The following is a 17,073-nucleotide window of genomic DNA, read 5'->3' as shown; positions in this document are numbered from 1 at the left end:
TACGGGCGGTCCAGCGGATAGGGAGCATCTGCCGGAAATCCGGCGTAGCGGCATTGAGCGCCGTCCAACTGGTAGTTCGTACCGCTTCGGATACGATCCGATTGCGTTGTACGGCAGATAGATTCCCGAGTCACCTCGACTGACGGCTCCGTCGGACCAGAACGACCCGCGACCTATGGCAGATAGTGCGCGGCTATCTGCCATAGCGCGCTACCGCCGGATTTCTGGCGGATGCGCCCCTACCCCCAACAACGCCCGACCCCAACTTCGACCTGAGTGGCTGTGCCGACGAATTCCGACGTCGTGATGTCGAGTTGGGGCATGAGCTGCCTCGAATAGCCCGGCTGGAGGCGTCACCTTCCCGAAAGCGTCCCCCGCGACCACCACGGTCGATCGCGGGGGACACCCTGCTTTGCCGGCTGCGGGGTTTACGGCGCGGTAGGAGCCGGTTCGTCGGCCGGGTAGTAGATCTCACGGCGCAAGCGTTCCAAGTCTGGTGCCGCGGAAGTGGAGTTTTGCTCGTACCGATCGCTCTCATGGCCCCAGAGCACTATGCTGGCCATGTTCCCGTACAACTCCGCATAGTCTTTCCCCTGGCCCGACAGGCCGGGAAGTACGCGAAGGAGCGCGGGGATGTACCGGTTCAGCGCCTCGAGCTGGGCACGATGTTCCGTCACTTGGCGCTGCACCTGCTCGACGGCTTCGCCGCGGGTGCAGCCGGTCTCGTGACGGACCATCCTCACCAGGTTGTAGGGGACTTGGTCAGCCTCGTCCTGATCCAACCCCACCAGGTCGTTCTCCACGAAGCCCACCCAGAAGGCGAGTTCCTCGAGACGGCGGATCACGGGGTGGTTGCGCAGCGTCGAGGGCAGTTCCCGGTTGTGGTACACCTCCAGGCCGGCGATGGCGATTTCGTACCCACTGGTCGACATCCGCAGCGGCAGGTAGTCGGCTGTGGGCGGGATGTAGCCGTTGATGCGATGGTGGGCTTCGCGTTCGCAGGCTTCGTACCACTCCTCGAGGTTGTCGAGGAACCGCTCCTGCCAGCGGGTGGTGCGGCCCTCGCGCAGGCGCGGCCATAAACTCGCCCAGGCCGTCGGGAGCGCGCCGGGCCTCCACGGTTTCTCCGGGTCCTGGCGCAGCGTTGCCACCATGCCACGCTTCAGCGCGGTGACGGCTTCGGGGTCGGTCAGCTGCGGATCATCGAAGAGGTCGTCCCACACAAGGTCCAGCACGGCAATGCCGAGGGCGGTCTGCTCTTGGGCCGCGTCCGCTGCTGGTGTCATGATGTGTGCCAGGCTCCGGATCGCTCCTATCCACCGGTGGTAGTCGGTCTCGGCAGGGGTGAGGGCAAGGCCGGTGTCTACCAGCCAGCTCCTGAACCATTGCGTGAGGTGCGGCGGGAGCCCATCACCGTGGGCTCGAGGTGGCTGCGTCGCCTGCGGGGGGGTCGCGGGATCAGAGGTTCGCCTGTCGAGTATGGACTTGGCGTAGGTGCTCATTGCGTGGCGGGTGCGCGGGTCGACGGGCAGGGCGGCGAGGTGACCGGCGGCCTGGTCCATGAATTCCTCGGCGACCGCCTGTGCTTCGTCCACGGCGCCGGAGGCGATGACGAGCTCGCGGGCGCGTGTGGCTTGCTCATGCGTTGTTGCTCTGCGCAGCAGGTTGGCAAGGTCCTGGTCGCGGGCTGCGGCGCGGATCACGGGAAGGGTGTAGATGCCCTCGGGCAGATCCGCGTTGACGGGCTTGCCCATCTCGTCGGTGGTCGAGGTCAGATCGAGGATGTCGTCATACAGCTGGTAGGCCAGCCCGAAGTGGCGGCCGAACAGCGCCAACGCCTCTTCCTGCTCCTCGGAGCAGCCGGCCTGCATCGCACCCACCCGGCACGCCAGCGACAGCACCGCCGCCGTTTTGCCGTCGATCGCGTCCAAGTAGGACTGCTCACTGCGAGACGTCACATACTGGTCGGCGGCTTCGATCACCATGCCCGCACACATCCGCTCACCCGCGATCGCCCCCGCGAGAACTTCACGCGGGCCGAGTTCGGCCAACATGCGCACGCTCGTGAGTATCACGGAGTCCCCACCCAATACGGCCATATGCGAACCCCACACCACGTTGGAACTGGGACGGCCGCGACGCTCGTACGCGTGATCGACGACGTCGTCGTGGTAGAGCGAGCCCAGATGCAGCAACTCCACGGCAGCGGCGGCGCGCACCACCCGGTCGTCGGCAGGGGTCGCGGGATCGGTGAGCAGGTAGTACGACAGCAACGTCAACGTGGGGCGCACCAGGCGGCGAGATGTGTCGGGTCCTTCGTCGGTAAGTGCGGCCAGTTCGGGCCTACCCTCGAACCGCACAGGTCCGAGAACGTCACGGACGCGGGCGAGGTCCGCCTCCAGATGCGGGAAGACAGCCGAATCGATTTCACGTGGCACGCGGGCACTCCTGACTGGGTACATCGGTCATCTACACACACCGTTGATCAGTGGAATTTGACACCATGCTGGCGCGGAAGGTGTTGATATCAGCCAATTTCGACGTATCCGTCACAAAGGTGATGTCGGTTGATGAGTGCCGTTGGGCGAGTATCTCCCCGATCGACGTTGCCGGGCCGAGTAGGGCTATTCCGGGACCAGGGTCTGGTACTCACGGCAGCAGTTCCCCGTACTTGCGACATAGTTTTGAGACGCTGGGCGGGCTGCTGAAAGTGCTTGGTGTCCTCAATGTTCCGGGCTGGACATCGGCCATGCGGCAGCACATCCAGCAGATACCGGCCTCTGTCGTCGCCGACGCGCTCGGCTATCACTACGTCACGACCACGAAAATCGCCGCCGAGGCGGCGACCTGGAGTCGCTACGTCACTGCTCCCGATTCCAGTCACCCGTCGGCTGAAATCCTTCGACAACTCGCGACAGTTGAATAGGCGAGCTCACCAGTCCGGAACCCGGCTTCGGCGCGGTGCGCGTGCATCTGACGATCGGGAAGAGCCGCTGGTCGAAATCGCTGTTTCAGGACAAGTCACGCGCGACCTATGTGCTGCCGGTGAAGAAGGCGGTGCGCACCGCCGAGTGGTTGGCGGCGGGTTCGGCTGCGCGGATCGAACTCACTGTCGCGTTGTGAGGCGCCGGCACGGCGCTCCCTGGCCGAGCGGTCATCCCGCGAGCCTGCCGACGAGTTCGGCACACGCTCGAGCCATCCACGCGACGGCTCTGTGTGTGTCTCCCATGCTCAATATTCGACTTCGACCGGGCGTCCCGATGGCGGGTACCAGCCGGCCGCGACAGCGGCTCTGCGCTTGCTCCCGCTCCGCTTGACCGCCACCACAACGATCACCAGTACACCGAGGATCACGCCACCGAATCCGAGGCCGAGCGCACCGAGCAGGGCACCGACGAACGACGAGCCCAGCCCTTGGCCGATCGCGACGGTCACCTCCGAGTCGCCCGCCGTGGTCACCCGGTAGGCGCCTGGTCGCCTCGCCTCGAACGAGAACCCGGTCCGCCCCTCGTGCTTGCCGAAGGAATAGGTGACGTTCGCGCCGTACCGCTCCAGTGCGACGTGTCCGCCGCCCGGATCGGTGACCCGCAGGCTGACCGAGCTCTTCGCACTGTCGGAGGACGCGCCCGGATACTCCAAATACACCGTGTATCCACCGGCTTCGGTCAAGTTCACCATCCCGGAGCCCGGCACCTTCACCCGCTGGAAATCATCGATACGGCCGGAAGCGTGCAGGAAACCGACCACGCCGAGGACGATGCCGCCGATTACGCCGAGGGCGATCAGCGCGCCGCCCAGCACGAACCATCGGCCGGAAGGCGTGATCCGTTGTGGCGTAGGCGCTCCCACGGGATCCGTCGACATCGGCAAAGGCGGTGGTGACACGGTCGAATCCTCGGCTTCCGGTCGACACCCGAGCCGACGTAGCGTCAGCGTACGATGCGCACTCCCGGTCCGCTACGCGAATCGTGGATTGTCGGTCCGGCGGATCGAGTCCGCTGGTCAGCGCCCTTGGAGAGGTTGCTCGAAGACCCTCTCGGAGAGGCTGATCGGCGCCTCGGAGAGGCTGATCGGCGCCGTCGCGGAAGCTGATCGGCGCCGCTGGACCGGTACCGTGCCGGCAGCTCGCTCAGCGCGGCTGCGCAGCCGACATGCACTCGCTGGCGATCCGACCGCTGGCGGCACGCGCCTTGTCCGCGTCCTCCTTGCTCATTCCCAGCGTCTCCTGGTCGGCTGCCTTCGCGTCGTACTTGTCGCTGATCATGACCCGCAATCCGGCCTGTGAAATCCCCTGATCCACGAACACCTTCGCGGCGCAGTCGGCGAGCTGCTGGTTCTTGAGGCCCTTGTCATGCAGCGACTTGGCGAGATCGGCCTGCGTCACCGTGGGCGCCGCCGTGTCCTTGTCGCTACCGCATGCCGCGAGCACCGGCAGCGCGATCAGCGCAGCGGCGATCATGCAGATCCGCACCTGACTCCTCTTCCGTCGAATTCCCACCTCGGGGGCGTGGCAACCATAATGCCGCGCCGCGCTAGACGGTAGCCGTTCGCGGCGATCGGCGCCGGTTACGTTCTCGCACAATGCGTTGCACCGGCGGATCGGGTCTCACAGATCCATCGCGGCTCGCAGAGCGGTGTCGAGCCGCTCCAATGTGTCGGTGTCCACCACGTCGACCCGCTCGGCCAGCCAACCGCGGAAGATGCGCCCGATGTTTCCCGCGTGCACCCAGCCGTGCTCCTCCACCGGAACTGCGAGAATGTCCCGCGGGTCCTCGTCGACCACCTCGGCGGCGATCAACCACGGGCGGGGAGATTCGTTGATTCCGTCACTGCTGATGAGCACGACCGTACGACGACGCGGCGAACCATGCGGGTTGTATATCCACAGTTCACCCCGACGCACGCATCGCCTCCTCGGCGGCCGCCAGCTCGGCCGCGTCCGCGGCGGCCTCGGAAGTCACGTCCCGCACCGGACCGACGCCCGCACGCACCGCCTCGCGGCGCGCGGCCTTCGATATCCACGCCGAGGGCGACATACCCGCGCGGGCCGCAGCTTGCTCAGCAAAGGACCAGGCGGCCGCATCCAGCGACAGTGTGACCTTACGCGTTGCCATACCAATTATCGTACCGCGTACTCGGGGCATCACAGCGCACAGTTTCTGCTTCACGTGGCGGGCGCTCCGCGGATTCGAACTGATGGCTGGTGACTGCTGTTAGGGTTGGTCCATTCGGACGACGACGAGTGGGGATGACCACCATGACGACGTTGCACCATCACCGGGTCGGCGCGGGGGACCCACTCGTCCTGGTGCACGGGGTCGGCAGCCGGTGGCAGATATGGGAGCCGATCATCGACACCCTCGCCACGTCGCACGAGGTCATCGCGGTCGACCTGCCCGGGTTCGGCGCGTCGGCCGCACTCGCGCACACCACCGTCGACACCCTCACCGTCGCGCTCGCCGAATTCCTCGCCGCGCAAGGAATCGATCATCCGCACCTGGCCGGCAACTCGATGGGCGGACTGATCACGCTGAATCTGGGTGCGCGCGGTCTGGCGCGCTCGGTCACCGCATACTCGCCGATCGGTTTCTGGGACACCGCGGGTCGCGTCTGGTGCCAGCAGTCACTGGGCAAGTCACGCGCGCTCGCGCGCATGCTTCGCCCCGCACTGCCGCACGTCCTCGGCACGGCGGCGGGCCGGACGGCCTTCCTGACGCTGATCTTCGGCAAACCCTGGGCACTGGACGCTCGAGTGGCGCTGGATACCGCGACCAGCGCTGCGGACGCCACCGGGTTCGATGCGGCGCTCGCCTCGTTCGCCGACGCCGAACTGCATGAAATCGGTGCGCTGGCCGACATTCCGGTCACCATTGCGTGGGGCACCCGCGACATCCTGCTCACCTACGCGACACAGAGCCGCAGGGCGCGCGGCATGCTGCCGAACGCCAGGCACATCACGCTGCACGGGAGCGGGCACTCCCCGTTTTACGACGACCCCACCGGCTGCGCGCAGGTCCTGCGCGAGACGATCGAGCGCGAGCGCTAGCGTCTGTTCCTCGAGCGGGCGGGGCGAGCAGGGTGTCCGCGTCGGCCGCGCCCAGCAGCACGCGCATCGCGTTTCCCCACCGAGGCTGGAGAATTCGGTTCCAAGAGTCGCGTGCGCATGCGCGCCCCTGCGCTGCTCCTGCGTCTCCCGGACGCGCTCCGACACGGCCTTCAGCGTCCCTGCCCACTGCGGGTCGGTGAGCAGGGTGAACGTGTCCGCGCTGGCAATGCCGGCGGCCGCGCCGAGCGGGTCGCCGTCGGTGCACGCCGCGATCGTGTCGGCATCGGACGTCCGAACCAGTATGCGGGTGCCGGCGGGCGTCAGGGCGCTCACCACAACGGCTTCCGGCTCGTCGGCGTGGTCCGGCGCTGGACCTTTGCGGTAGGCGACGGTGTAGGCCTCGACGGTCGCGGGACCGGTATACTCGGGCTCCGGCTCGCGTCGCGCCGGGGGACCTCCGCTTCGATCGCGCGGAACAGCCGGGCGGGTGGCCTGGCCGAATACACGCCGACACCGTGCTTGGCGCTGTACCAGCCCAGCGCGGTCGTCCGGCCGACGACGCGCGGGTCGTCGCGAAGCATGCCGGACGGCGTTGCGATCGAGTGGGTGGCGTAGTTGTTGCCCGGCCCGTCCGCGAGGGTGAGCCCGCCGGTGATCGATAGCGGTCGCGCCGGGTCATCGATCGGCAGGCCGAGCGCCTCCGCGGCGACCTGCACGGCCACCGGGAAGCAGGAGTACTTCCGCAGCCCGAGCCTGTGGCGCAGCAATCAGGGCGTAGAAGTACACCGGGCCCCACAGGCCCGCGGCGGTCTCCATGTCCGGGTTGGGTGCGCGGTTCGAGCCGACGATCGTGCCGGGCTGCATGTCCTCCAACTGTTCGGGCCAGTCCAGCACCGTGCCGGTGCGGGCGGCAGCGTTCCAGGAGGCCACCACCTCGGCGCCAGTGATCAGCACGACGTCCGACCGTGCGTCGGCGCTGGCTTTGCGCGACGGCATCGAGCAACCGCCGCGGTGCGTTGCCGCCGAAGCGTGCACCGTCGGTTCAGGGGTGGCGCCGAGGTCGCTGTACGGTTTCACCACGCCCGACGCGGAGTTCCCCAAGGCTGTCAGCAAATATTCAGCGAAGTCGGCTGGCGATCCGCCGGTCTGAGACAAATTTCGCTGTTAGCATTCTGACGATTTGCCAGCCAGTCGAAAAGTGGTGCGTGGCACACTGCGAAGGGTCTGTGTATCGCGGGACGTCTGTGTTTCGCACTGCTCTCGGCGAGAAACCGGAGGGCTCACAGACATTGACCAGGACCGCATCCATACTGATTTCGGCGCTGACGGGTGTCTCGGCCTTGCTTTTTACGGCAGATACCCCCGCCATCGCCAATCCAAACGCGATCAATCCGATTCCGGTGCTCAACGGCACCAATGGATTGCCGAATCTGGTCGGCCGCAGCAGGGCGGTCTTCCAGCTGACCGGCATGGCCAGTCCGAACAACACCCAGGACTACAACGTGCTCGGCACCGATCTCGGCATCATGTGGGACAACGGGCAGGGCGAAATGCTCACCGCTTTCGGTGACAGCGCGGGCATCGGTTTTCCGAACCTGCTCGCGGGCAGCGCATGGGCCTGGCGCAGCAATATCCTCGTCCGCAGCCATACCCAGGATCCGGCCAAAGGCATCTTTTTCGACAGCGTGGTCCGGGATGTGTTCGGTCAGGCCCGCGACCTGATTCCCAGCCCGAAGATCCCGTTCCTGGAGATCAGCCGGATCCCCACCGCTGGAATCTCGGTCAACGGCGTGCAGTACATGAGCATGATGTCGGTGAAAAGCTGGGACGACGTCGGCCAGTGGAGTACCAACTTCTCCGGCCTGGCCGCCTCCGGTGACAACGGCGAGACCTGGGCCGATCTGTCGGCCACTCGACGACCGAACGAGGGCGCGAACGCAAATTTCCAGATGAACGCCTTCCTGAAGGACGGCGGATACGTCTACGAATACGGCACCCGCCCCGGACGCAACCACGCCGCCTACATCGCCCGCGTCCGCGAGACCGACATCGAGAATCTCCGCGAATACGAATACTGGGATGGCCGCGGTTGGCGCAAGGACGATGTGAACGCGGCGGTGCCGATCATGTGGGGCGTCGGTGAACTATCGGTGAGATACAACTCCTATCTCGGACAATTCATTTCGCTCACCACCGATCCCTTCAATTCTGTCGTCATGCGCCGCGCGTCCTCGCCAGTGGGTCCGTGGAGTGATCCTGAAGTGCTGATCGATAGCAGGGAATTGCCGACCGCGTACGCGCCGTCGATTTTCCCGTACCAAACCGGGCGCGATCTGTACTTCCTCACCACCGTGCACAGCCAGTACAACGTCGTGTTGATGCGCACGACGCTGTAGTACCCGGAGCCCTCCCGTTCAACACGGTTCTTGACCTCAACCATGGTTCATGTATGAGGCTGAGCCGCGTCGCATCGTCTCAGTTTTCGGGAGGAACAATGGTCACCACCACCACCGACGTCCACGCATGGCTCGGTGCCAACGCCCATGCGGTCGACAGCACCGATCCCGCCTTCGACGGACCGGACCTCGACGCGCTGCTCGCACAGCTCGGCTCCGCCACGGTGGTCGGGCTCGGCGAATCGACACGGTTCTCCCGGCAGACCTTCGGGGTGCGGGAGCGGGTGTTCCGCGCCCTGGTCGAGCGCCACGGTTTCCGCGCGCTGGCGATCAAGGACACTGCACGCTCCGGCGCACGCTGGGATCGGTTCGTCACCGCGGGAACGAGCGATCCCGAAACCGTGCTCGCCGGTGCGTGGCGGCCGTGGCGAACCGAGGAGACAGTCGCGGCACTGCGGTGGATTCGTGCGTACAACCTCGCCCATCCGGCCGATCCGGTGCGGATCTTCGGCGTCGAACCGCCACTGGCCGAGCCGAGCGACTACGACGCGGTGCTCGCCTACGTGCAAGACACCGCACCGGAGCAGTTGGCCGCGATCGATGGGCACCTCGCGCCGATCCGCACCGCGCACCAGGTCGACGAACATGTCCAGCGGCACCAAGGCATCCATCCGGGCCGCCCCTTCGTCGAACACGCGCGGGCCGCGCTCACGCTGCTGGAAGCACTACCGGACACGCGGGAACGCGCCACCGCGCTCACCCACGCGCGCCTGATCCATCACTTCCATGAGCGGAGCGTCGCGGGCCAGGGAGGTTTCGCCCGCGACGAGCGGCCCTCCGCCGAAACGCTGATCGAGTGGCAGCGCACGACAGGCGCCAAGATCGCCTACTGGGACGGGCTCGCCCACACGACCAACGTCCCCCTCCTCGCCATGGGTTCGGCCGAATTCCGTGGCGTGGGAAGTCATTTGCGTGAGTACTTCGGCGATGGATACATCTCGGTGGCCATCGGCTTCCACCACGGTGACCTGGGGATGGTTGTAGCACCCGACCCGCTGCCCGACCTGGTCGACGCCGCGCTCGGCACACTCGACCTGCCCGCCTACTACGTGGACCTGCACGCCGACGCGCACGAATCGGTACGCGGTTGGCTGAACGGACCCGCGAAGGCGCGCACCATCAGCGGCGTGTACGACCCGGCAAAGGATGCCGAAGCGAACATCCGGGTGGAATCGCTCGCCGCCGCGTTCGATGTGCTGCTCCACGTGCGGGAGACCACGCCGGTGCACTGGCTGCCGCCGGCATCCGCCTGAGCAAGCCGGACGCGGGCCGGGGGCCAATAAACTCGGATCATGGATGCGGCCGATTGGGACGAGCGTTACGCGCAAACGGAATTGGTCTGGGGCGCACCGCCGAACAGCACTGTGGTGGAGCACGTCTACGGGTTGGAGCGGCGGACGCCGCTACACCCTGCCACCCTCGAAGGCGAACCACCGGAGTTCCCGCGCGCGCTCGACCTCGCCTGCGGCGAGGGCCGCAACACCCTTTGGCTCGCGACGCACGGTTGGCAGGTGCACGCCATCGACTATTCCCAGGTCGGGATCGACAAGGGCCGCACCGTGGCGTCGCGACTGTCTCGCTCGGTCCGCGGCCGCATCACCTGGCAGTGCGCCGATGTCACCGACCTGGACGCGGCGGGCATCACGGGCCCGTTCGAGCTGGTCCTGATGGTCTTCCTGCACCTACCCGCCGAGCAGCGCCGCGCAGTGGTTCGCCGGGCAGCCGACCTGCTCGCTCCGGAAGGCACCTTGCTCGTCCTCGGCCACGACACCACGAACCTGACCGACGGTTTCGGCGGCCCACAGGACCCGGCCATCCTCTTCACCCCCGACGACATCGTCGCCGACCTCGGCCCCGCGGCCGCCGCCCACCGCATCCGAATCCGCATCGCCGACCGAGTCTTCCGCCCGACCGAAACGCGCGACGCCATCGACGCCCTCGTCATCGCCACGCGCCCCACCGACTGATCTACCGACGAGCGGCCGTGCAGACCTCTTCTTCCACGATGCCGCGGCCGTACGCCGCCCGTCGGGTCAGCACCAGCGAGCGAGCCAGGGGGTGACTGTGTCGGCGATGAGGTCGAACCCGGCACGGAAGGAGTGTGGCTGGCCGGGGATGACACGGACTTCGGCGGCGTCGGCCGGGTCGGGGATGCCGAAGGGGTCGTTGGCGCCGTTGACGACCACTACCTCGATGGCGCCGACAGCGAGGAGTTCCTCGCGGCGGGACTTCTCCGGTTTTCCGGGCGGGTGCAGCGGGAATGAGAGCGCGAGCACGCCGCGTGCGCGGGCCGCCACGGCCGTGCGACAGGCGACCCTGGCTCCGTTGCTGCGCCCGCCCTGGATCAGGGGGATGCGCTTGCGGCCGCGCAGATGGGCGACGATTTCGAGCCACGCCTCATCCTGCTTGACTACCGAACCGGGCGCGCGACGACCGGCGACCCGATACGGTTGCACAACCCTTGCGACGGCACCGCCCAGCCGCAGCGCCGAATCACGCACCACGAGAAGATCTTTCGCATCGACCCCGCCGCCGGAACCGTGCGTGAGCAGCAGCAGGAACGCGGGTTCGCGGGGCTGGTCGAGTTCGATCTCAGCCGGTCCGGCGCTCGTCTCGATTCGCACACCCCACTTTATTGGCCGCGCGGGCGCGGCGGGTTCGCGGCCCCCTTGTGGCTCGCGGCTGAGCGACCGCCGCTGGCGACTTCGTCGCGGACGCGGCGGCCGCTCGGACGCGAGCCGGGCCGCGAACAGGGGAATGCTCGGTCTCGCTGACACGCAGGCTCACCGGCACCACAGACGGATCGGGGTTCGACCGCAACACGCACACCCTGACATCCTGCGCCTCACCACGGCCACAGGCCAGAGCCCCTCAACCACCAGCCAGGCGAGACCAACGCCGAAATTTTCTATCCCCACGGAGGGGCCAGCGAAGCGCCCCTGAATTACTGACACGAAAATAGCGAATTTTCCCCACCCACGGCGGAACGCGGAGCGCCCCTGAACAGCTTCGCTCGGAAGCGGGAGTGGGGCCGGCGGGGTTGCGAGAGGCGGGGTCCGCGGGATTCGGATGTTCGGGGCATGCCAGTAGTCGCCGGTCGGGTCACAGCCGGGGCGCTACAGCATGGTGCGAGCTGGGTCGCGAGAGCCGCTGTGTTTATCGCGTCACATTGCGCGCATCACCCTTTGCCGACTCATTACCGGTCGGTAATATGGCTGATAAGTTACCCGCGGGTAGTATGCGGACAACCGGCACGACTACCCGGTGGAGCGAACAACGGGCGGGAACGGCAACCAACCGACCGCACCCGAACTCAACGGAGAGAGTACTGAGATGGGTCACTACAAGAGCAACGTCCGCGACCTGGAGTTCAACCTCTTCGAGGTCCTTGGCCTCGGTTCCGTCCTGGACAGCGGCGCCTATGGCGACCTCGACGCGGACACGGTCAAGGAAATGCTCAACGAGGTGCGCCGCCTCGCTGAGGGCCCGCTCGGTGAATCGTTCGCCGACGCCGACCGCAATCCGCCGGTCTTCGACCCCGCGACCCACACGGTCACGCTGCCCGAGACCTTCAAGAAGAGCTACCGCACCATTCAGGACGGCGGCTGGGACCGGCTGGGCATCGCCGAGGAGCTCGGCGGCATGCCGGTCCCGCGCGCGGCGTACTGGGCCATCGCCGAGCTGATCCTGGGCGCGCAGCCCGCCGCCTTCATGTACGCCGCGGGCGCCGGCTTCGCGAACATCTTCTACAACAACGCCACCGAAGAGCAGAAAGGCTGGGCGAAGATCGCCGCCGACCAGGGCTGGGGCGCCACCATGGTGCTGACCGAGCCCGATGCCGGTTCGGACGTCGGCGCCGGTCGCACCAAGGCCATCAAGCAGGAAGACGGCTCCTGGCACATCGAGGGCGTGAAGCGGTTCATCACCTCGGGCGACGCCGACGACCTGTTCCCGAACATCATGCACTTGGTGCTGGCGCGCCCCGAGGGCGCAGGCCCTGGCACCAAGGGCCTTTCGCTGTTCTTCGTGCCGAAGTTCCACTTCGACCACGAGACCGGCGAGCTGGGCGAGCGCAACGGCGTCTTCGTCACCAACGTCGAGCACAAGATGGGCCTGAAGGTCTCCGCCACCTGCGAGGTCACCTTCGGTGGCCACGGCATCCCCGCTCAGGGCTGGCTGGTCGGCGAGGTGCACAACGGCATCGCGCAGATGTTCGATGTCATCGAGCACGCGCGGATGATGGTGGGCACCAAGGCCATCGCGACCCTGTCGACCGGCTACCTGAACGCCCGCGACTACGCCAAGGAGCGGGTGCAGGGCGCCGACCTGACCCAGATGAACGACAAGGCCGCGCCCCGCGTCACCATCACCCACCACCCGGACGTGCGTCGTTCGCTGGCCACCCAGAAGGCGTACGCCGAGGGCCTGCGCGCGGTGTACCTGTACACCGCCGCCCACCAGAACGCCGATGTAGCGCAGCACGTCTCGGGCGCCGACGCCGATCTGGCCGCGCGGGTCAACGACCTGCTGCTGCCGATCGTCAAGGGTGTCGGCTCCGAGCGGGCCTACCAGTACCTCACCGAGTCACTGCAGACCTTCGGCGGTTCCGGCTTCCTGCAGGATTACCCGATCGAACAGTACATCCGGGACGCGAAGATCGACTCGCTGTACGAGGGCACCACCGCGATCCAGGCGCAGGACTTCTTCTTCCGAAAGATCGCCCGTGACCGCGGCGTCGCGCTGGCCCATGTGGCCGGCCAGGTGCAGAAGTTCATCGATTCGGAGGCGGGCAACGGCCGCCTGAAGGGCGAGCGCAAGCTGCTGGCCACCGCACTGGAGGACGTGCAGGCCATGGCCGCCACGCTCACCGGCTACCTGATGGGCGCTCAGGAGCAGCAGACCGAGCTGTACAAGGTCGGCCTCGGTTCGGTGCGGTTCCTGCTCGCGGTCGGCGACCTGCTCATCGGCTGGCAGCTGCTGCGCCAAGCCGAGGTCGCCATCACAGCGCTCGACGGTGCCGACCTGCAAGCAAGCGCCACGGGTGCCGACAAGGCGTTCTACCAGGGCAAAATCGCGGTAGCGCAGTTCTTTGCGCGCAACATCCTGCCCGAGCTGACCGCCACTCGCGCCGTGCTGTCCACCCTGGACAACGACATCATGGAGCTGGACGAAGCCGCCTTCTGACGGTTCGCACAACCCGCCTACGGCACAACGGCCCGGAGATTTCTCCGGGCCGTTGTCGTGTCGCGGCGGCCGACCGGTGACAATCGCCCGAACGACCGGGCTCGCGCCGATGTACGGGACATAGTGGCCATGAGCAGGCACAATATCCGGGCAGACCGCGCCACAGGAGAAGGGATTGTCCGGATGACTCGATCGCTGTCCGCACTCGCCCGAGCCGGTGCGCTCGCCGCGGTCCTCTCGCTCGCCGCGGCAGCGCCCGTCGTGGCCGACCCGAACAACGTCATGCCGATCCCGGCGCTCAACGGCATCCACGGCCTGCCCGAACTCCCCGGCCCGACGAAGGCCGTGTACCAGGTGACCGGCATGGACAGCCCGAACCGCACCCAGAACGTCAACGTGCTCGGCACCGACCTCGGCATCATGTGGGACGACGGCAGCGGCCGGATGATCACCGCCTTCGGCGACAGCGCCGGTCTGGGCTTCCCCAACCTCCTCGCGGGCAGCATCTGGGCCTGGACCAGCAATGTGCTGTTCCGCAGCTCCGACCGTAACCCGTCCAACGGAATCGTCTTCGACGACGTCGTACCGAATCCCTTGCCGAGCCCCAAGATCCCCGGCATCGAGATCAGTTTCATTCCGACCGCGGGCATTTCGGCGGGCGGTGTCCAGTACATGAGCCTGATGTCGGTCCGGGAATGGGGCGACAACGGAAAATGGAGCACCAACTTCTGCACTCTCGCCGCCTCCCACGACGGCGGCCGCACCTGGTCACAGCTCGCCACAACCCGCCGCGCCAACGTCGACGGCCACGAGAAATTCCAGCAGAATGCCTTTGTGAAGGCTGGCGGCTACGTCTACCGCTACGGCACCCCCGCGGGGCGCAACAACCCAGGATTCGTTTCCCGCGCCACAGAATCCGGCATCGCCGACATCGACGCCTACGAGTACTGGGATGGTCGCGCTTGGAAACCCGGCGACGCCAAGTCCGCGGCCCCCATCGTCGGAAGTGTCGGTGAAATCTCGGTCATGTGGAACGACTACCTCCGCCAGTTCGTCATGCTGACCACCGACCCGGCCAACAGCGTCGTCATGCGCACCGCCCCCGCCCCCGAAGGCCCGTGGAGCGAGCCTCGCGTCCTCATCGACGCCCGCGCCCTGCCCACCGCCTACGCTCCGATGATCTTCCCGTACCAAACGGGCAGCGATCTCTACTTCATGGTCACCCAGCACGCCCAATACAACGTGCTGCTGATGCGAACGCCACTCTGATCCCTATTCGCCGGAGCTCATTCGCATTTCACCACTGGCACCGGGTCGTATTTGACCGTGCGGGTTTTACGGGACACTTCGCGCCCCGTCTTGCGGTCGGTGATGATGCGGGTGTCGGAGACGGTGAAGCCCGGGGCGCCCTCGGTGGCGATGCAGTCCTTACCCTTGGGAAGGTTGATGGTGGTGGGATCGGTCGGCTTGGTGCGCTCGCCGGTGACGGATTCGACATCGACCGTCTTCGTGCCCCACAGCCGGACGGTGACCTCCGAGTCGGTGGTGAAAGCCTCGATGTAGACACCGGTTCCGGTGTTGTTGCGGAATTTCAGGTCGATCGCGCCGTCGAAGACGGTGGCCTCGCGGGCGGCCGGATAGCGGGAGATGTAGTAGCTGTGCTCGGTGTGGCCCGCGTCCTCCAACCCGGCGAAGTACGCGGCGTTGTAGAGGGTGGTGGCGAACTGGCTGATGCCGCCGCCGACGGCGGTGCTCGGGCGGCCGTGGTCGATGATGCCGGACTCGACATATCCCTCGGCCGTGCCGCGGGGGCCGGTGAAGTCGTTGAGCGAGAACGTGTCTCCCGGCTTCACGATCGCGCCGTTGACCTTCCTGGCCACCGTGCGAATGTTGACGCCGGAAGGGCCGCTGAAGCCGCTGGTGGTGAACGAACCCATGGTCTCGACGACGCCGAGGCCCTGGACCGCTTCGGTGGTCAGCTTCGGTTCGACTCGCTCGTAGACCGCCTGCCCGGTCCGCTCACCCGGTGCGACCAGCAGCGCAGTGAACTGCTCTAGCGTCTTCGGCCAGTTGACCTTGTCGCCGACAACGGCAGGAACGACCGTCGGCTTGCCGCCGGACACCGCGAACGTCGCGTCCTTCGGCTCGACTTCGGAGAGGGCGAGCTGCGGAGCCAGCAGTCCGATGGCGGCCTCCTGATCGACGGTCACGGCGAGACCCCCCTGCCCGTCCGGCCCGAAGGTCAGCACTGATGCGGTCTGCTCCGGTTCGAGCCTGGCCGCCGCGTCCTTGCCGGCGAACGTGATCGGCGCCCGCACGGCGGGCTGGGCGATCTCGCGCAGCGCCCGGTCGACCGCCTCGGGACGCACGTTCAGCGGCGCGGGCACAACCGGGAGATCCAGCGGTGCACCGGTGATCCAGTTGTCGACCAGCGCCGCACGTGCGGCGACGACGTCGAGCACACGTCCAGGAACCGGCGGCACCGCAACGGGTCTGTCCTTGTCGAAGCGGACGGTGCCCTCGACCGACGGGCGGTCGTAGACCCGCAGGTCGGTCAGCTCACGCTTCAGCGTGGGATCGTCGACCTTGCTGGCGATCGCGACATCGCGGGTGGTGAAGAAGGAGATGAGCCTGGTGATCGGGTTGAGCGGTTGCGTACCGATCCGCGACCAGGTGCCGTCCCAGTCCACGGCGAGCCCCGCGGCGCTGGGCACGAGACGGGTCTGCACGTCACCGATGCGCAACGGCAGTTCTCTGCCGGATCTGGGTTCGAGTTCCGCACGCAGCGTGGCATCGGCAGCGGCCTTGTCCATGCCGCCGACGTCCACGCCTGCGACAACCGTGCCGCGCGGAACGTCACCCGAGGACAGCATCCAGTCCACCGCATAGCCGAGGCCGGCCGCCATGAGCACAGCACCGACTGCGATGCCCGCCCGGCGTACCACGGCGATATTGGGGCGCTTGGGCGGGGGGCTGGCGATCGGACGGCGTCCGGGTGCACGGCGGGGGGCGGGCGGCACGGGCCGTCGACCGGCTTGCAGGGGTTGGGTCGGCGCCGAACCACCCTCCCATTCGACCGATTGGTCCGGTTCGTGGGATGGGTCCGACCGGCGGAACTGACGTAGGCCGACGTCGCCACCCGATTGTGGGCCGCGGGGTCCGATGCTCGGCTGGCTCGTCACGAACCGTCCTCCCCATTCGATTGAATTGGAAACTCGCACAACACAAGTCCCCGGCAACGATAGTGGTCCTTGCCGACAACGTCAGCGAACGGAATCTGCAGACCTCGCGCAAGGAACCGGGTAGAACACGCGAAAGCGGCTCCGCACAGTTGCCGGGTCGGGGGTCTGGCAACTGCGCGAAGCCAACCTGTTTATCCCACCGGGG

At 66.9% G+C, this 17,073-nt stretch carries 16 protein-coding genes and 1 pseudogene; 8 read left to right on the top strand and 9 right to left on the bottom strand.

What is annotated here, in order from left to right:
- Nucleotides 1–428: 428 nt before the first annotated feature.
- Nucleotides 429–2,438 carry a polyprenyl synthetase family protein gene (locus tag AB4Z47_RS19145; RefSeq protein ID WP_441952500.1) on the bottom strand — a complete coding sequence of 670 codons (2,010 nt, stop codon included), beginning with the start codon at nucleotides 2,436–2,438 and terminating at the stop codon, nucleotides 429–431.
- A 50-nt stretch (nucleotides 2,439–2,488) separates the two neighbouring features.
- Between AB4Z47_RS19145 and AB4Z47_RS19140 the strand changes: the two genes are divergently transcribed.
- Both AB4Z47_RS19140 and AB4Z47_RS19135 read left to right on the top strand, forming a co-directional pair.
- Nucleotides 2,489–2,926 carry a hypothetical protein gene (locus AB4Z47_RS19140; protein WP_441952499.1) on the top strand — a complete coding sequence of 146 codons (438 nt, stop codon included), beginning with the start codon at nucleotides 2,489–2,491 and terminating at the stop codon, nucleotides 2,924–2,926.
- Nucleotides 2,923–3,123: a DUF1905 domain-containing protein gene (locus tag AB4Z47_RS19135; RefSeq protein WP_441952532.1), complete on the top strand. Its 201-nt coding sequence runs from the start codon at nucleotides 2,923–2,925 to the stop codon at nucleotides 3,121–3,123. The genes AB4Z47_RS19140 and AB4Z47_RS19135 overlap by 4 nt, the downstream gene beginning before the upstream one ends.
- 108 nt (nucleotides 3,124–3,231) lie before the next feature.
- Here the strand turns inward: AB4Z47_RS19135 and AB4Z47_RS19130 are convergent, their stop codons facing one another.
- From AB4Z47_RS19130 to AB4Z47_RS19115, 4 genes are all read right to left on the bottom strand, one after another.
- Nucleotides 3,232–3,864, bottom strand: a complete 633-nt coding sequence (locus AB4Z47_RS19130) for a hypothetical protein (RefSeq protein ID WP_441952498.1) — start codon at nucleotides 3,862–3,864, stop codon at nucleotides 3,232–3,234.
- 265 nt (nucleotides 3,865–4,129) lie between these two features.
- Nucleotides 4,130–4,459 (bottom strand): hypothetical protein, encoded by a 330-nt coding sequence (locus tag AB4Z47_RS19125; protein ID WP_441952497.1) that lies wholly within the window; start codon nucleotides 4,457–4,459, stop codon nucleotides 4,130–4,132.
- Between the two features lie 147 nt (nucleotides 4,460–4,606).
- Nucleotides 4,607–4,903, bottom strand: a complete 297-nt coding sequence (locus AB4Z47_RS19120) for a hypothetical protein (RefSeq protein WP_441952496.1) — start codon at nucleotides 4,901–4,903, stop codon at nucleotides 4,607–4,609.
- Nucleotides 4,890–5,114: a hypothetical protein gene (locus tag AB4Z47_RS19115; RefSeq protein WP_441952495.1), complete on the bottom strand. Its 225-nt coding sequence runs from the start codon at nucleotides 5,112–5,114 to the stop codon at nucleotides 4,890–4,892. Before AB4Z47_RS19115 ends, AB4Z47_RS19120 begins: the two co-directional genes overlap by 14 nt.
- Nucleotides 5,115–5,248: 134 nt before the next feature.
- On the opposite strand from AB4Z47_RS19115, the gene AB4Z47_RS19110 reads away from it, so the two are divergent.
- Nucleotides 5,249–6,046, top strand: a complete 798-nt coding sequence (locus tag AB4Z47_RS19110; protein ID WP_441952494.1) for an alpha/beta fold hydrolase — start codon at nucleotides 5,249–5,251, stop codon at nucleotides 6,044–6,046.
- 282 nt (nucleotides 6,047–6,328) lie between these two features.
- On the opposite strand, the pseudogene AB4Z47_RS19105 reads toward AB4Z47_RS19110, so the two are convergent.
- A pseudogene (locus tag AB4Z47_RS19105) lies at nucleotides 6,329–6,580 on the bottom strand (hypothetical protein); the annotation flags it as partial.
- A 141-nt stretch (nucleotides 6,581–6,721) separates the two neighbouring features.
- Nucleotides 6,722–7,042 (bottom strand): hypothetical protein, encoded by a 321-nt coding sequence (locus AB4Z47_RS19100; RefSeq protein WP_441952493.1) that lies wholly within the window; start codon nucleotides 7,040–7,042, stop codon nucleotides 6,722–6,724.
- Nucleotides 7,043–7,335: 293 nt separating this feature from the next.
- Here AB4Z47_RS19100 and AB4Z47_RS19095 point away from each other — a divergent pair, with 293 nt between their 5' ends.
- From AB4Z47_RS19095 to AB4Z47_RS19085, 3 genes are all read left to right on the top strand, one after another.
- On the top strand, nucleotides 7,336–8,442 hold the full coding sequence (locus AB4Z47_RS19095) for a DUF4185 domain-containing protein (protein ID WP_441952531.1): 1,107 nt from the start codon (nucleotides 7,336–7,338) through the stop codon (nucleotides 8,440–8,442).
- 98 nt (nucleotides 8,443–8,540) lie between these two features.
- Nucleotides 8,541–9,755: an erythromycin esterase family protein gene (locus AB4Z47_RS19090; protein WP_441952492.1), complete on the top strand. Its 1,215-nt coding sequence runs from the start codon at nucleotides 8,541–8,543 to the stop codon at nucleotides 9,753–9,755.
- Between the two features lie 39 nt (nucleotides 9,756–9,794).
- Nucleotides 9,795–10,469, top strand: coding sequence for a class I SAM-dependent methyltransferase (locus tag AB4Z47_RS19085; protein WP_441952491.1), 675 nt, complete (start codon nucleotides 9,795–9,797; stop codon nucleotides 10,467–10,469).
- 66 nt (nucleotides 10,470–10,535) lie between these two features.
- Here AB4Z47_RS19085 and AB4Z47_RS19080 read toward each other — a convergent pair whose 3' ends face one another.
- Complete coding sequence (locus tag AB4Z47_RS19080) at nucleotides 10,536–11,126, bottom strand: alpha/beta hydrolase family protein (protein WP_441952490.1); 591 nt, start codon at nucleotides 11,124–11,126, stop codon at nucleotides 10,536–10,538.
- Nucleotides 11,127–11,835: 709 nt separating this feature from the next.
- Between AB4Z47_RS19080 and AB4Z47_RS19075 the strand changes: the two genes are divergently transcribed.
- A complete protein-coding gene (locus AB4Z47_RS19075) occupies nucleotides 11,836–13,686 on the top strand; it encodes an acyl-CoA dehydrogenase (RefSeq protein ID WP_441952489.1) in 1,851 nt (616 codons plus the stop codon).
- A gap of 183 nt (nucleotides 13,687–13,869) precedes the next feature.
- Entirely contained in the window at nucleotides 13,870–14,955 is a 1,086-nt protein-coding gene (locus tag AB4Z47_RS19070; protein WP_441952488.1) for a DUF4185 domain-containing protein, read from the top strand.
- Between the two features lie 17 nt (nucleotides 14,956–14,972).
- Here the strand turns inward: AB4Z47_RS19070 and AB4Z47_RS19065 are convergent, their stop codons facing one another.
- A complete protein-coding gene (locus AB4Z47_RS19065; RefSeq protein ID WP_441952487.1) occupies nucleotides 14,973–16,631 on the bottom strand; it encodes a VanW family protein in 1,659 nt (552 codons plus the stop codon).
- Nucleotides 16,632–17,073: the final 442 nt, after the last annotated feature.

The organism is Nocardia sp. 2TAF39, from assembly GCF_052114905.1.
Lineage (GTDB): Bacteria > Actinomycetota > Actinomycetes > Mycobacteriales > Mycobacteriaceae > Nocardia.
The sequence above is the reverse complement of the archived record's forward strand: the minus strand, read 5'-3'. Positions and strand labels throughout refer to the sequence as shown.